The organism is Methylobacterium sp. 1973, assembly GCF_040545035.1.
Classification (GTDB): domain Bacteria; phylum Pseudomonadota; class Alphaproteobacteria; order Rhizobiales; family Beijerinckiaceae; genus Methylobacterium; species Methylobacterium fujisawaense.
The window spans coordinates 241,243-255,683 of record NZ_JBEPLA010000004.1; the positions used below are offsets into that span (position 1 = coordinate 241,243).

Annotated in this window: 12 protein-coding genes; 8 read left to right on the forward strand and 4 right to left on the reverse strand. The window is 68.3% G+C overall.

Annotation, left to right across the window (positions count from 1 at the left end):
- Positions 1-12: 12 nt before the first annotated feature.
- Entirely contained in the window at positions 13-684 is a 672-nt protein-coding gene (locus ABIC70_RS10635) for a class II aldolase/adducin family protein (RefSeq protein ID WP_354439700.1), read from the forward strand.
- Positions 685-759: 75 nt separating this feature from the next.
- Here the strand turns inward: ABIC70_RS10635 and ABIC70_RS10640 are convergent, their stop codons facing one another.
- Both ABIC70_RS10640 and frc read right to left on the reverse strand, forming a co-directional pair.
- Positions 760-1,692 carry a methionyl-tRNA formyltransferase gene (locus tag ABIC70_RS10640; protein ID WP_279898256.1) on the reverse strand — a complete coding sequence of 311 codons (933 nt, stop codon included), beginning with the start codon at positions 1,690-1,692 and terminating at the stop codon, positions 760-762.
- Positions 1,693-1,874: 182 nt separating this feature from the next.
- The gene (gene frc, locus ABIC70_RS10645; RefSeq protein WP_043351422.1) at positions 1,875-3,152 is read right to left on the reverse strand and encodes a formyl-CoA transferase; all 1,278 of its coding nucleotides are present in this window, start codon (positions 3,150-3,152) and stop codon (positions 1,875-1,877) included.
- A 446-nt stretch (positions 3,153-3,598) separates the two neighbouring features.
- Here frc and ABIC70_RS10650 point away from each other — a divergent pair, with 446 nt between their 5' ends.
- Positions 3,599-3,877, forward strand: a complete 279-nt coding sequence (locus ABIC70_RS10650) for a hypothetical protein (protein WP_043380811.1) — start codon at positions 3,599-3,601, stop codon at positions 3,875-3,877.
- A 5-nt stretch (positions 3,878-3,882) separates the two neighbouring features.
- Here ABIC70_RS10650 and ABIC70_RS10655 read toward each other — a convergent pair whose 3' ends face one another.
- Positions 3,883-4,749: a hypothetical protein gene (locus tag ABIC70_RS10655; RefSeq protein ID WP_354439703.1), complete on the reverse strand. Its 867-nt coding sequence runs from the start codon at positions 4,747-4,749 to the stop codon at positions 3,883-3,885.
- Positions 4,750-5,073: 324 nt separating this feature from the next.
- Here ABIC70_RS10655 and ABIC70_RS10660 point away from each other — a divergent pair, with 324 nt between their 5' ends.
- Genes ABIC70_RS10660 through ABIC70_RS10670 form a run of 3 tightly spaced genes read left to right on the forward strand, consistent with a single transcriptional unit; the run spans position 5,074 to position 8,471 of the window.
- Positions 5,074-6,960 (forward strand): MHYT domain-containing protein, encoded by a 1,887-nt coding sequence (locus tag ABIC70_RS10660; protein ID WP_053610701.1) that lies wholly within the window; start codon positions 5,074-5,076, stop codon positions 6,958-6,960.
- 36 nt (positions 6,961-6,996) lie between these two features.
- Complete coding sequence (locus ABIC70_RS10665) at positions 6,997-7,410, forward strand: response regulator (RefSeq protein ID WP_043351430.1); 414 nt, start codon at positions 6,997-6,999, stop codon at positions 7,408-7,410.
- Positions 7,407-8,471: a sensor histidine kinase gene (locus ABIC70_RS10670; RefSeq protein ID WP_179696767.1), complete on the forward strand. Its 1,065-nt coding sequence runs from the start codon at positions 7,407-7,409 to the stop codon at positions 8,469-8,471. The genes ABIC70_RS10665 and ABIC70_RS10670 overlap by 4 nt, the downstream gene beginning before the upstream one ends.
- Positions 8,472-8,481: 10 nt before the next feature.
- On the opposite strand, the gene ABIC70_RS10675 is transcribed toward ABIC70_RS10670, so the two are convergent.
- On the reverse strand, positions 8,482-9,045 hold the full coding sequence (locus tag ABIC70_RS10675) for a TetR/AcrR family transcriptional regulator (RefSeq protein WP_354439706.1): 564 nt from the start codon (positions 9,043-9,045) through the stop codon (positions 8,482-8,484).
- A gap of 97 nt (positions 9,046-9,142) precedes the next feature.
- On the opposite strand from ABIC70_RS10675, the gene ABIC70_RS10680 reads away from it, so the two are divergent.
- The 3 genes from ABIC70_RS10680 to ABIC70_RS10690 are packed head-to-tail and all read left to right on the forward strand — an operon-like array spanning position 9,143 to position 14,434.
- A complete protein-coding gene (locus ABIC70_RS10680) occupies positions 9,143-10,246 on the forward strand; it encodes an efflux RND transporter periplasmic adaptor subunit (RefSeq protein WP_043380805.1) in 1,104 nt (367 codons plus the stop codon).
- Complete coding sequence (locus tag ABIC70_RS10685) at positions 10,243-11,346, forward strand: efflux RND transporter periplasmic adaptor subunit (RefSeq protein WP_476188428.1); 1,104 nt, start codon at positions 10,243-10,245, stop codon at positions 11,344-11,346. Before ABIC70_RS10680 ends, ABIC70_RS10685 begins: the two co-directional genes overlap by 4 nt.
- Before the next feature lie 22 nt (positions 11,347-11,368).
- Positions 11,369-14,434: an efflux RND transporter permease subunit gene (locus ABIC70_RS10690; protein ID WP_354439708.1), complete on the forward strand. Its 3,066-nt coding sequence runs from the start codon at positions 11,369-11,371 to the stop codon at positions 14,432-14,434.
- The last annotated feature ends 7 nt before the right edge of the window (positions 14,435-14,441 follow it).

Consider the following 14,441-nt stretch of genomic DNA (forward strand, 5'->3'; position numbering starts at 1 on the left):
CGGAGATCGGGTATGGACAGGGACGAGCGGATCGCGCGGGAGAGCGTCGTGGCGGCGGCACGGGCGCTCGACGCCCAGGGGCTGAACCGCGGGACGTCGGGGAACGTCTCGGTGCGGTTCCGCGATGGGCTCCTGATCACACCCTCCGGCATGCCCACCGACAGGACGGGACCGGACGATGTGGTCCCGATGGCATTCGACGGAACCCACCCGCCGGATCAGAAGCCCTCTTCGGAATGGCGCTTCCATCGGGACATCCTGGTGTCCCGTCCGGAATTCGGTGCGGTGGTCCACGCACATCCGGTCTACTGCACCGCTTTCGCCATCTGCGGTCAGGCGATACCGGCGATCCATTACATGATCGCCGCCTTCGGAGGCCCGAGCGTGCGCTGCGCGCCGTATGCGCCCTATGGCACCGCTGAACTCTCGGACTTGGCCCTGACGGCGCTGGCCGATCGCAACGTCTGCCTCCTCGCCAACCACGGCATGATCGCGGCCGGCGCCGATCTGGAGAAGGCCCTGTGGCTCGCCGTCGAGCTGGAGACCCTCTGCCAGCAATATGCCGTCGCCCGGCAGATCGGGACGCCGATCATCTTAGCCGATGAAGAGATCGGCATCACCGTCGAGCGCTTTCGCGGCTATGGGCTGAATGCGGCGGGGAGCACAGGCTCAACGACCGCGTAGCCGTGACGTCCCGCGGAATTGGTCGGGCGTCGCGCCGTCTAAGGTCGGATGCGCTCCACCGCCGGCGCGGGCATCCTATCGCCCGAGCACCTGCCCGACCGCCAGCCCGACCTCCTGGGCAAATGCGGCGGCCGTGATCTTCTTGCCGCCCTCCGCCTTGACCTTGCGGATCTCGATCCTGCCACCCTGCGCGCAGACGCTGAACCCCGCGTCGTCGATGGCGATCACCTCGCCGGGCTTGCCCACGACATCGGCGAGCTTACGGACCCGATGCAGGGTCGAATCGAAGATCTGGAGCTTCTTGCCGTCGAGCGTCGTCCAGGCGCCCGGCGCCGGATTGGCCGCGCGGATCAGGTTGTAGATCTGCTCGGCATGCGCGGACCAGTGGATCTCCGCCTCCGCCCCCCGGAACCAGCCCTCGTAGCTGGCGGCATCCTCATCCTGGTCGATCTCGACATGCTCTCCCGCAACGACGAGATCGGCCGCCTCGAGCATCGCCTCGACGCCCATCGGGAACAGGTTGTCGAAGTAGACGTCGCCCAGCGTCGCATCGGCGCCGATCGGGCAAGTCTTCTGCAGGATCACCGGCCCTTCATCGAGCCCGTCGGTGGGCCGGAAGATCGTGAGGCCGGTCTGCAGCTCGCCGCGGGCGATCGGCCAGTTGATCGAGGACGGGCCACGATACCGCGGCAGCAGGCTCGGATGATACTGGATTGTGCCCTGCTTCGGGATGTTGACGAAGCTCTGGGGCGCGAATTGCAGCACGTAGGCCATGATGCCGATGTCGGCATCGAGCCCGCGCATCGCGGCCTCGGCCTCGGGACTCTTCAGGCTGGGGAACTGGAAGACGGTCAACCCCTTCTCGACCGCCGCGGTCTTGAGGACGTCCGGCTTGGCGCCGGGCTTCTCGGGCGCGCAGAACACCGCGGCGACCTCATCGCCTCGCTTGAGGAACGCCTCCAGGACCGCCTTGCCGAAATCCTGTTGGCCGATGAAGGCGATGCGCATGCAATCTCCTGGGCTTCGACCGGGCCCATGGCGGCCCGGGAAAGGGACGGTCGGAGCGCGGGGCGCGGCGGCGAACGGTCGTGCCCCGTTGGTCGGACGGCGTCATCCGAAGTCCGGGACGGTGCGGCCCCGGACACGACGGCGGCGAACCCAGGCCGAAGCCCGGGATCACCGCACGCCGCTCACTCTGCGGCGATCTTCTGAACGACGCCGATCGCGCCGGACTCGGAGATTTCACCGACCTCGGCCTCGGAATAGCCAAGCACGCTGCGCAGGATCTCCTCGGTATGCTCACCGAGCAGCGGGGAGCGCTTCACGTCGCTCGGGCTCGCCGACAGCTTGATGGGATTGCCCACCGTCAGGTACTTGCCGCGCGTCGGATGGTCGACCTCGACGATCGTGCCGGTCTTCCGCAGCGACTCGTCCTCGGCGATCTCCTTCATGGACAGGATCGGGCCGCAGGGGATGTCGTACTTGTTCAGCGTGTCCATCACCTCGAACTTGGACACCTTCATCGTCCACGCCTCGATCCGCGTGAAGATCTCGTTGAGATGCGGCAGTCGGGCCTTCGGCGTGGCGTAGTTCGGGTCGGTCTTCCAGCTCGGCTCGCCGATGATGTCGCAGATCGGCTCCCACACGGCGGCCTGGGTGATCACGTAGATGTAGGCGTTCGGATCCTGCTCCCAGCCCTTGCAGCGCAGGATGCGGCCCGGCTGACCGCCGCCGGAATCGTTGCCGGCGCGCGGGGTCGCCTCGCCGAACGGGATGCCTTCACCGAACTGGCTGTATTCCTTCAGCGGCCCGTGCTCGAGCCTCTGCTGATCGCGCAGCTTCACCCGGCACAGGTTGAGCACGCCGTCCTGCATCGCGCAGTCGACCTTCTGGCCGAGGCCGCTCTGGGTCCGGTGATACAGCGCCGTGACGATGCCGAGCGCGAGGTGCAGACCCGTTCCGGAATCACCGATCTGCGCCCCCGTCACCATCGGGATACCGTCCCGGAAGCCCGTGGTCGAGGCCGAGCCGCCGGCGCATTGCGCGACGTTCTCGTAGACTTTGCAGTCCTCGTAGCGGCCGGGACCGAAGCCCTTCACGGAGGCCAGGATCATGCGCGGGTTGGCCTCGTGGATCTTCTCCCAGGTGAGGCCCATGCGGGCGAGCGCGCCGGGTGCGAAGTTCTCGACCAGGACGTCGCATTCCTTGATGAGGCGCCAGAGGACCTCCTTGCCCTTCGGATTCTTCGAATCCAGCGTGATCGAGCGCTTGTTGTGGTTCAGCATCGTGAAATAGAGGCTGTCCACGTCAGGAATGTCCTGAAGCTGCTGACGCGTGGCGTCGCCGACGCCCGGCCGTTCCACCTTGATGACGTCTGCACCGAACCAAGCCAGGAGCTGCGTGCAGGTCGGGCCGGATTGAACGTGGGTGAAGTCCAGGATGCGGACGCCTTCGAGGGCCTTGGTCATGATCGGTCTCGGAGCTGGAGTCGGATGCGGGAATGTCGGAGGGCGGCTCAGGCCGCGCGGAATGCCGGCATGCTGCCTGCACGGGTCGGTGACGGGCAACGTGCGACGCCGGGGCAGGGACCTCTCATCCTCGAACGGATCATGTCTGCTATCCCTCCCAATGCGCGGTCTCGTCGTGTCGCGACACCGTCACTCGGACCCTGGGTGACGAGTCCTTGAATTTGTATACCACATGCCATTCGCCGGATGCGAGTGCCGATTGTGGATCGGGCCTGTGCGGCCCGTGACGAAGCGTAAGCCGGCCAGCCGCGGCGCTCAACAGACAGCTTGCAGCCTCGGACCAAGTGGGAGCGCCCCTTGGCATTCGCGGCCGGGCGGTCCATGATTTCGCCAAAATTGGCCCGCCGCCGCGGGATTAAAGTCGCAACGCTGCACGAGGAACGCCCATGCTCGCCAGCACCAGCCTGATCAAATCCTCCTGGATCGCCGTCGACGTCGCCCGAGACCGCGCCGAGCGCGTCCTCGTCGTGGAGACCTACATCGCGGTCAGTCCGCTCGAGCCGAACTACGATGCCGCGCAGTACGAGCGTGTCCTGGCCTGCGTCCAGAACGTGCTCAAGTCGCACCCGGAGATCGACCGCGCGTCGATCCTGAGCATGCACCGCGGTTCCGGCTGCACGGCGCTGTTCCGAGACCAGTCCGCCAAGCAGTCCGCCGCCGCCTGAGGGTCTCAACCCTCTCCGTCTTCGGCTGGCCGGGAGAGATCCGGCGGGTCCAGGGCGACGCGCGCCGCGTGAAACCACCAGAGCGGTATGTCGCGATTGGCTTGGGCCAGTTCCGAGGCCCAGCCTTCCTTCGGCATCACGTCGGCGCGGTCGGCGAACAGGCGCAACGCCGCCTCCGCGCGCTCCCTGCGGCACCGTTCCGCGATGGCCCGGCGCTCGGCCTCGGCGCGCGCATCCGTCTGCTCGATGAGGCGGCGGGTCGCGAGATCGTCGGCATCGAAAGCGAATTGCTGCCAGAACGCCTCCGCCTCCCGGGCGACGTCGCGCTCGCGGCGGAGCGTGGCGAACGCTCCCTCGGCCGCCTCCCGGGCCGCTTCGGCCGTTTCAGCGCGCGCGAGAAGACGGTTGTTGGCCTCCAGAAGCTCGCGCTCCCGCTCCGGCGACATCCGCTGCCGACGCAGCACCCGCAACTCCTCCTCGTCGGCGAGGCGGCTCAGAAGCCATTCGGCGAGCGGGCCGTCGGCAAGGGCGTCGGCGGAGCGGCGATAGCGCTCGCGCAGACCCGGGTGACGGATCTCGAAATCCGCGGCCTCCCAGCCCGCGCACGCCTCGCCCGCCGGCCGGTCGTGATCGTAAAGGGTCCGCGCCAGGGCGTCGCGCAGGTCGTCCGGAAGTCGTGCCGCAGCGTGTCCGTTCATGAACCTGCATTCGCGATGAGCGATCGACGGAACTCTAGAACGCGCGCGCGCGACCGATGAGGCCATCGCGGTCTGGCGAACGCGGATTTTTCTACGCAGTCTATGGGCGCGCCGGCGGCGGCGCCCAGGGTCGGTCGGGGCCCGGCCGTCGGCTTGCCCGGATGGGGCCCGCATCTTGGCTCCCCCCTCCACCGCGAACCCGCGTCAGGGCGGCGGATCTTCGGCTCGGGCGGGGGCCACGATGGATCGTCGCTCCTCCTGCTTGCCGCAACCTGTCGGGACAGGCCGAAGGCCGCCGCGCGGGACAATGCGCGATCGCCGCGGCGACGGGAAGGCCCGGGCTTCCGCCACGCCGCGCCAGCCGCAGCCGACCGGCAGGTCGGCCCCGCGCTCACGATCCTGGCTGCGGGAGACCACGGTGCCTTCGATTCCCGATGGCGCGCTTCCAGGGCTCAGGATACATCCCGATCTGCGCGCTCCACACGTCGATCCCAGTCGATGGTCCATACAGGCTACAATCCGGCGCTCGTCGCCCTGTCGATCGGCCTCTCCGTCTTTGCGTCCTACACAGCGCTGGATCTGGGCAGTCGCATCCGAGGGCCCGTCGCGGCGGGCCCCCGCTGGCCGTGGATCACCGGCGCTGCGCTCGCGATGGGCGGCGGCATCTGGTCGATGCATTTCGTCGGCATGTTGGCCTTCGAAACCGGCATGCCCACCACCTACGACATCGGCCTGACCCTCCTGTCCCTCGCGATCGCCGTCGCGGCCACCGGCGCCGGCTTTCTGTGGGTGGAGCGGACCGGGGAGGGGCTCGGCAGCATCCTCGTGGCGGGCGTGCTGATGGGTCTGGGGGTCGCCGGCATGCACTACACCGGCATGGCGGCGCTTCGGATCCCCGGCGACCTTTCCTACAATCGGCCCATGGTCGCGCTCTCGGTGGCGATCGCCGTGACCGCGGCCACCGCGGCCTTGTGGCTCTCGTTTCACCAGCACGGCGTCTGGCAGAAGCTTGTCGCGGCCTGCGTCATGGGGGTTGCCGTGGCCGGCATGCACTACACCGGCATGGCCGCCGCGACGATCACCGTCGATGAAGGCGGCCCCCACGCCGCCCATGCGATGACGAGCGTGCAGGGCCAGCAGAATCTCGCGCTTTACGTCGCCGGCGCGACCTTCCTCATCCTGTTCCTGGCGATCCTCGCCTCGTCCCTGGACCAGCAGCGTGTGCAACGCGAATTGCTGGCGAGCGAGGCACGGTTTCGAGCCGCGGTGCAGGCCGTGCGTGGCGTCCTGTGGACCAACGATGCCGAAGGCCGGATGCTCGGCGACCAGCCCGGCTGGAGCGCGATCACCGGCCAGACGCGGGCGGAGTACCAGGGCTACGGCTGGGCCGACGCGGTGCATCCGGACGACGTGCAGGCCTCCATCGAGAGCTGGAACGCAACCGTCCGGGCGCGACAAACCTACGTCCACGAACACCGGGTCCGGTCCCGCGACGGATCATGGCGACATTTCGCGATCCGCGCCATTCCGGTGCTCGATGCACGCGGCGCGATCCGGGAATGGGTCGGCGTCCATACGGACATCACCGAACAGAGACAGGCCGAAGCCGATCTGCGCGAGTCCAACGAGGAGATCCAGCGCTACGCCTATATCGTGAGCCATGACCTGCGCGCGCCGCTCGTCAACGTCATGGGTTTCACCAGCGAGCTGGAGGCGACCCGGACCGAGATCCAGGCGGCCCTTCGCGGGCACCCGGAGGCGGAGCGGCTCGACGGCGATCTCGCCGAGGCGCTCGGCTTCATCAAGGCGGCGGTGAACCGGATGGAAGGGCTGATCGCCGCCATCCTGAAGCTCTCCCGAGAAGGGCGGCGGCAATTTTCCCCCGAGCGCCTCGACATGACGAATCTGCTGCGCGACGTGGCGGACGCCCAGAGGCACCAGACGGAGGCCACGGGCGCCACCGTGACGATCGCCCCCGACCTGCCGACGATCGTTGCCGATCGCGTGGCCGTCGAGCAGGTCTTCGGGAACCTGCTGGACAACGCCGTGAAGTATCTCGACCCCAGCCGGCCGGGACGCGTGACCGTGACCGCCACGGCCGTCGGAGACCGTCGGGTTTGTTTCTCCGTCGCCGATAACGGCCGGGGGATCGCCGCACGGGATCATGCCCGCGTCTTCGAACTCTTTCGACGCTCCGGCCTGCAGGATCGCCCGGGCGATGGAATAGGCTTGGCCCACGTCAAAGCCCTGGTGCGCTCGTTCGGCGGCCGGATCGAGGTCCGTTCGGAACTCGGCGTCGGCACGACGTTCGACGTGACCTTGCCCCGCGCTCCGGCTACAGCGGTCCAGATAGACCCCGAACCGGCGCCCATCGCCGCCGAATGAGCGTGGAGCCCGCCCGTGCATCCTGTCAGCATCGTGATGATCGAGGATGACGAGGGACATGCGCGCCTCATCGAGCGCAACATCCGTCGCGCCGGCGTCAACAACGAGATCGTCCCGTTCCGGAACGGCACCTCGGCGCTGGACTACCTGTTCGGCGCGGACGGCACCGGCGAGGCGAGTGCCCGGCGGCATCTGCTGATCCTGCTCGATCTCAACCTGCCCGACATGACCGGCCTCGACATCCTGGAGAAGGTCAAGGCGAACCCGCATACGCGGCGCTCCCCGGTGGTTGTGCTGACCACCACGGATGACAGCCGCGAGATCCAGCGCTGCTACGATCTCGGGGCCAACGTCTACATCACCAAGCCGGTCAGCTATGACGGCTTCGCGAACGCGATCCGTCAGCTCGGATTGTTCTTCTCGGTCATGCAGGTTCCCCAGAACCCATGAGCACCGGGCGTGTCAGCGGGGACGGGACCGCCGCGGCGGCACGCATCCTCTACATCGACGACGATCCAGGCCTCGGTCGCTTGGTCCGGCGCGCCCTGGAGGCCCGGGGCTACGCGGTCGAGATCTGTCCCGACGGCGCCGCGGGGCTGGCACGGCTGGCGCAGGGCGGTATCGATGCCGTCGCCCTGGACCATCACATGCCCGGCCAGACCGGCCTCGATCTGCTGCCGGAAATCCGTGCCCTGCCTGAGGCGCCCCCGGTCATCTACGTGACGGGCTCCGAGGACAGCCGCGTCGCCGTCGCGGCCTTGAAGGCCGGCGCGGTCGACTACGTCTGGAAGGACGTTCAGGGGCAGTTCCGGGAGCTGCTGGGCGAGGCCGTCGCCACGGCGCTGCGGCAGGAGAGCCTGCGGCGCGACAAGGAACGCGCCGAAGCGGAGGTGCGTGAGGCGCGCGACCGCGCCGAACTGCTTCTGCGCGAGGTCAACCATCGCGTCGCCAATTCCCTGGCCCTCGTCGCGGCCCTGGCGCATATGCAGCGCAACGCCGTCACGGATTCGGCTGCCAAGGCTGCACTCGACGAGATGCAGGCCCGGATCTCGGCGATCGCCGGGATTCATCGGCGGCTCTACACCTCGGACGACGTCGAGTCCGTGGAGCTCGACGCCTACCTGCAGAGCCTCGTCGAGGAATTGCAGGCGGCCATGCGGGCGAGCGGGCGGGATCATGCCATCCGGCTCCGGGCGGCGCCCGTGCGCCTCTCGACCGACAAGGCCGTCTCGGTGGGCGTGGTCGTAACCGAACTCGTCACCAACGCGTACAAGTACGCCTATCCGGCCGGCACGTCGGGCGAGATCCGCGTGGCGATCGAGTGCGATGCCGCCGACACCGTGCGGCTCGCCGTCGAGGATGATGGAATCGGCTGGACCGGAGAGGGTGAGATCCGCGGGACCGGACTCGGCTCACGGATCGTGCGTGCGATGGCATCGAACCTGCGCTCGGCATTGTCGTATGCCCCCGGATCTCCGGGCACGCGGGCGGTTCTCGCCTTTCAGGTCTGAGCGCGCAATCTCAGCCGTCGGTCCGGCTCGCGATTCGATCGAGGGCGTCGAGCATCGGCACGAGCGAGTCCTCGCCGAGCTGGTGGAAGCCCAGGGCCCGACTCATGAACAGGCCGAGGATCGCGAAGAACAGGACGGAACCCTCGCCCGGACGGGCGCCGTCGATCTGACCGAGCTGATCCAGCTGATCCACCACGAAGGCCTGGAACCCCTTCTGCGCCTCCGGCGACTCCATCGAGGCCAGCAGGAGGGCGCGCGCGGATTCGTTGTCCTCGCAATAATGCCCGCGCACATGCGCCACCATCGCCTTCGGGAGCTGAGACGGGCCGGCGGGGATCGCCGCAGCGCATGCCGCGATCTCCTCGCGCACATCCGCAAGCTTTCGGGCGACCAGAGCCACCACCAACGCATCCTTCGACGCAAAATGGTGCAGAACCCCGCCTTTGCTCAGCCCGGCCTCGGCGGCAACCGCGTCGATCGTCAACCCCCGCACGCCCGCCTTGAGCAGCACCGCGGCGGCGGCCTCAAGGATGATCTCGGGCCGGGCCGCCAGCCGTTGTCGCTTCACCTGCATCGCTGACCTGCACTAAAAACCGTCTGGACGGTATGTAACGGATGGCGTAGGAACGCGCCACGCATTTCGCACGAGCCGCGCCGACACGGTCGATCGCATGAGCCGCATCGTCTTCCGTCCACCCCCATCCGTTGTACTGGTGTTAACCGCGCTCGCGTCGATCGGGTGCGCACGGGCCGAACCGGACGCCGCGCTCGATCCCGCGATGGCGCGCGTGCGGGTGGTGCAGGCACGCCGTACGCCTCAGGCGCTCGAAGTCGTGGTGACCGGCGACATCCAGGCCCAGGCGCAGGTCAACGTTTCGTTCCGGACCAACGGCAAGGTGGCCGAGCGGCGGGTCGAGGTCGGGGATCACGTCACCGCCAATCAGGTCCTCGCCGTTCTCGAGCCCCTGACCCAGCAGGCGAATCTCGACAACGCGAAAGCCGCCCTCGCTTCGGCCGAGGCACTCCTGACCCAGGCCAAGATGTCCTTCGAGCGTCAGAAGCAACTTCTTGCCGGCGGCTTCACCACGCGCTCGACCTACGACAATGCCGAGCAGGAGCTGCGCACGACACAGGCGGCCGTCGATTCGGCGAAGGCCGCTTTGGGAACCGCGCAGGAGCAGTTCTCCTATACGGAACTGCGCGCCGGCGTGGCCGGTGTCGTGACCAGCCGGAGCTTCGAGGTCGGCCAGGTGGTCCAATCGGGGCAGACCGTTCTCGTGATTGCGCAGGACGGCCCCCGGGATGCGGTCTTCAATGTCTACGAATCGCTGCTGGCCCAGCCGCCGGCGGGCGACACCATTGCGGTCGCGCTCCAGTCGGATCCGGCGATCACCGCGGTCGGGACCGTGCGCGAGATCTCGCCGACGGTGGATGCGGCGAGCGGCACGGTCCGGGTCAAGATCGGACTCAAATCGACTCCGGCCGCGATGGGGCTGGGTGCCGTCGTGGTCGGCCGCGGACGCTTCGCGCCCCATGAAGCGGTGATCCTGCCCTGGTCGGCGCTGTACCGCTACGACGGGCAACCGTCCGTCTGGATCTACGACCCCGACCGGCGGACAGTCTCGGTCCGCGCCGTCGAGATCGACCGCTTCGGGCCCGACATCATCGCGCTGAAGCGCGGCGTCGAGCCGGGCGAGCGCGTGGTCGTCGCCGGCATCCAGTTCCTGCGCCCCGGTCAGACCGTCGCGGCCGCCGAGATCGGAGCTCGCCCGTGAAGGCGCACACGTATCTCGCCCTGAGCCTCGTCGCGGCAGCGCTGGCGGCCTGCAACGGGCACGGCGAGGAGGGCGGCGAAGCCGCGGCAGCGGCCCCGATACGTCCGGTGCTCACGCAGGTGGTCGTGCCGAGCGACACCGTCATGTTCGGGCCCTTCGCCGGCACGATCGAGCCGCGCTATCAGGCGCAGCTCGGCTTCCAGATTCCCGGCCGCATGGTGGCGCGGGACGTGACGATCGGCGACCTCGTCACCCGGGGCCAGCGCCTCGCGGCCCTGGACACCATCGTGACACGCTTCGACCTGACCCGTGCCGAGGCGGACCTCGCCGATGCGAAGGCGCAGGCCGAGAACGCCGAGGCCGCCGAGGCGCGGACCCGGCGCCTGATGTCGGGCAACAGCGTCGCCCAGGCCACGCTCGACCAAGCGGTTGCCAAGCGCGAGACGGCCCGGGCGCGGGTGGACCAGGCCTTGTCCAGCCTGCAGAAGGCCCGCGACCAGATGGGCTACACCGAGCTGAAGGCCGAGTTCGACGGTGTCGTGACCCAGCGCCTCGCCGAAGTCGGCCAGGTGCTCACCGCCGGCCAGGGTGTCGTGACCGTGGCGCGGCCGGACGTCCGCGAGGCCGTGGTCGACATTCCCGAGGTCTATGTCGGAGCGCTGCCGGCGGACGGCGTCTTCACCGTCGCGCTCCAGAGCGCCCCGGAGCTCACGGCGCGTGGGCGCGTCCGCGAGATCGCGCCGCTCGCCGAATCGGGGACGCGCTCCAAGCGTATCCGGATCAGCCTCGACCAGCCCGGCCCGGCCTTCCGGCTCGGCGCGACCATCAACGTGTCGCTGACGCGGAATGTCTCGCCCACCGTGCTGCTGCCGGCATCGGCACTGCTCGAGGACGGCGGCCGCCGCTCGGTCTGGGTCGTGTCCGCCGACGGGAAGTCCGTGTCGCGTCGCGACGTGACCGTAGCGGCGGCGCGGGACAACGCGGAGGACGGTCGCATCGCGGTCGTCGATGGGCTGAAGGCCGGCGAACGCGTCGTGGTCGCGGGCGTCCATGTCCTCAAGGAAGGCCAGGCCGTGCGCCTGGCCAACGGCGCCGTCTGATCCGGCCGCACGGGGTTTTCGCGTGAAGGATTTCAACCTTTCCGACTGGGCGCTCGAGCACCGCTCGTTCGTCTGGTTCCTGATGCTGGTCTCGCTCGTGGCGGGCGTCATGGCCTATAGCCGCCTCGGCCGCGAGGAGGATCCTCCGTTCACCATCAAGACGATGGTCGTGCAGACGACTTGGCCGGGCGCGACCATCAAGGATACCCTCGATCAGGTCACCGACCGGGTCGAGAAGGAACTCCAGCAGCTCAACGGCCTCGACTACGTCCGCAGCTACACGACCCCGGGATCCTCCACAGTCTTCGTGAATTTCCGCGATACCCTGAAGAAGGGCGAGGTCCAGCCCGCCTTCTACCAGGTCCGCAAACGTCTCGGCGATATCAAGAGCCAGTTCCCGGACGGTGTGCAGGGACCGTTCTTCAACGACGAGTTCGGCGACGTCTACGGCAACGTCTACGCCTTCACGGCCGACGGCCTGACTCACCGGCAGTTGCGCGACTACGTGGAGAGCATCCGCACCGACGTGCTGCGCGTGCCCGATATCGGCAAGACGCAGCTGCTCGGCACTCAGGACGAGACCATCTATCTCGACTTCTCGACCCGGAAGCTCGCCGGTTACGGCATCGATCTCCAGGCCCTGATCAAGGCGCTTCAAGCGCAGAACGCTGTCTCGGCATCCGGGGTCGTTCAGGCCGGACCGGAGCGCATTTCGCTGCGGGTCAGCGGCTCCTTCGCCTCCGAAGCCTCGCTTCAGGACTTCAATCTGCGGGTGAACGATCGCTTCTTCCGTCTTGCCGACATCGCCGAAATCAGCCGCGGCTACGAGGATCCGCCCGCGCCCCTGTTCCGGGTGGACGGCAAGCCCGCGATCGGGCTGGCCATCGCGATGCGTCCGGGCGCCAACCTGCTGCATTTCGGTGAAGCGCTGAAGGAGCGCATGCGGCGGATCGAGGCGACGCTGCCGGTGGGCGTCGGCGTCCACCTCGTTTCGGATCAGCCCAAGCAGGTCGAGCATGCGGTCGGCGGCTTCACCGAGGCGCTGGTCGAGGCCGTGGTCATCGTGCTGGCCGTGAGCTTCGTGAGCCTGGGCATCCGGGCCGGCCTCGTCGTCTCGGTGTCGATCCCCCTCGTGCTGGCGATCGTCTTCGTGGTCATGCAGATCATGGACGTGACCCTGCAGCGCATCTCGCTCGGCGCGCTGATCATCGCGCTGGGCCTGCTGGTCGACGACGCCATGATCACCGTCGAGATGATGGTCGCGCGGCTGGAGCGGGGCGACACGCTGCGCAAGGCCGCCACCTTCGCGTACACGTCGACGGCGTTCCCCATGCTGACCGGAACGCTGGTGACCGTGGCGGGCTTCCTGCCGATCGGCTTCAACGGCTCCGGCGCGGGCGAGTACACCTACTCGCTGTTCGTGGTGATCGCCGCATCGCTGCTGGTATCGTGGGTCGTGGCGGTTCTGTTCGCCCCGCTCGTCGGCGTCACGCTGCTGCCGAAGACCATGAAGCACCACACGGAGAAGCGCGGCATCTTCACGCGCCTGTTCATGGCGGCCCTGCGCGTCGCCATGCGCTGGCACTGGACGACGGTGGTGGTCTGCCTCGCGCTGATGGCGGCCGCCATCGTCGGGATTGGGCATGTGCAGCAGCAGTTCTTCCCGTCCTCGGACCGCTCCGAGGTGCTGGTCGACCTCACCCTCCCGCAGAACGCCACCATCGCCGAGACCAGGGCGCAGATGGACCGGTTCGAGACGAACCTGAAGGGCGATCCGGACGTGTCGAGCTGGTCGTCCTATGTCGGTCAGGGCGCGGTCCGATTCTACCTGCCCCTCGATCAGCAGCTCGCCAACGCCTTCTTCGGTCAGATCGTCATCGTCACGAAGTCGCTCGAGGTGCGCGACCGCGTGATGGCGCGTCTCCAGACCATCGCCCTGCGCGACTTCGTCGGCACCGACGTGCTGGTGCAGCCCCTGAGCCTCGGACCGCCCGTAGGCCGACCGGTGCAGTACCGCCTCAGCGGCCCGAACATGGAGACGGTGCGCCGCCTCTCGCTCGACCTCGCCAACGTGGTGGCCGGCGACAAGCGGCTCGACGTGCCGACCTTCGACTGGAACGAGCCCGGCAAGGTGCTGCGGGTCGAGATCCTTCAGGACAAGGCGCGTCAGCTGGGCGTCACCAGCCAGGACGTCGCCGGGATCCTCAACGGGATCGAGGGCGGCCAGGCGATCACGCAGGTCCGGGACTCGATCTATCTGGTCAACGTCGTCGGCCGCGCCCGCGCGGTGGAGCGGTCTTCGCTGGACACCCTGCAATCGCTGCAGGTCGGTCTCGCGAACGGCACCGTGGTCCCCGTGCTCGCCTTCGCCCGGATCGGCTACGATCTCGAGCAGCCGATCGTCTGGCGCCGCGACCGTCTGCCGACCGTGACGGTGCGCGCCACGATCCACGACGCGACCCAGCCGGCCACCATCGTCGCCGCTCTGCAGCCCGGCATCGACGCCTTCATCAAGGCGCTGCCGGAGGGCTACACCGTCCAGACCGGCGGCGCCGTTGAGGAATCCGCCAAGGGCCAGGGCCCGATCGCGGCCGTCGTCCCGGTCATGCTGCTCGCCATGGCGTTCTTGCTGATGATGCAGCTCCAGAGCTTCGGCCGGATGATCCTCGTCTTCACCGTGGCGCCGCTCGGCCTGATCGGCGTCGTGCCGGCGCTGCTCCTGTTCGACAAGCCGATGGGCTTCGTCGCCATCCTGGGCATCCTGGCGCTGATCGGGATCATCATCCGCAACGCGGTCATCCTGGTGAGCCAGATCGAGGAGTTCCGGGCCGAGGGGATGGCCCCCTGGGAAGCGGTCTTCGAGGCGACCCACCACCGCATGCGGCCGATCCTGCTGACGGCAGCCGCCGCGAGTCTGGGCCTGATTCCGATCGCCCGGGAGGTCTTCTGGGGCCCGATGGCTTTCGCCATGATCGGCGGGATCCTGGCGGCGACTTTCCTCACGCTCCTGTTCCTGCCGGCCCTCTACATCGGCTGCTACCGCATCCGCCCGGATGCGGGCGCCCGACCGGCGGCCCACGCCGGCTGATCGCCCG

What these genes read in the sequence shown, in the direction of transcription:
- ABIC70_RS10635 (WP_354439700.1), top strand. Translation starts at nt 13, where the DNA reads ATGGACAGGGACGAGCGGATCGCGCGGGAGAGCGTCGTGGCGGCGGCA.
- ABIC70_RS10680 (WP_043380805.1), top strand. Translation starts at nt 9,143, where the DNA reads ATGAGCCGCATCGTCTTCCGTCCACCCCCATCCGTTGTACTGGTGTTA.
- frc (WP_043351422.1), bottom strand. Translation starts at nt 3,152, where the DNA reads ATGACCAAGGCCCTCGAAGGCGTCCGCATCCTGGACTTCACCCACGTT.
- ABIC70_RS10655 (WP_354439703.1), bottom strand. Translation starts at nt 4,749, where the DNA reads ATGCGGGCCCCATCCGGGCAAGCCGACGGCCGGGCCCCGACCGACCCT.
- ABIC70_RS10640 (WP_279898256.1), bottom strand. Translation starts at nt 1,692, where the DNA reads ATGCGCATCGCCTTCATCGGCCAACAGGATTTCGGCAAGGCGGTCCTG.
- ABIC70_RS10670 (WP_179696767.1), top strand. Translation starts at nt 7,407, where the DNA reads ATGAGCACCGGGCGTGTCAGCGGGGACGGGACCGCCGCGGCGGCACGC.
- ABIC70_RS10665 (WP_043351430.1), top strand. Translation starts at nt 6,997, where the DNA reads ATGATCGAGGATGACGAGGGACATGCGCGCCTCATCGAGCGCAACATC.
- ABIC70_RS10675 (WP_354439706.1), bottom strand. Translation starts at nt 9,045, where the DNA reads ATGCAGGTGAAGCGACAACGGCTGGCGGCCCGGCCCGAGATCATCCTT.
- ABIC70_RS10660 (WP_053610701.1), top strand. Translation starts at nt 5,074, where the DNA reads ATGGTCCATACAGGCTACAATCCGGCGCTCGTCGCCCTGTCGATCGGC.
- ABIC70_RS10650 (WP_043380811.1), top strand. Translation starts at nt 3,599, where the DNA reads ATGCTCGCCAGCACCAGCCTGATCAAATCCTCCTGGATCGCCGTCGAC.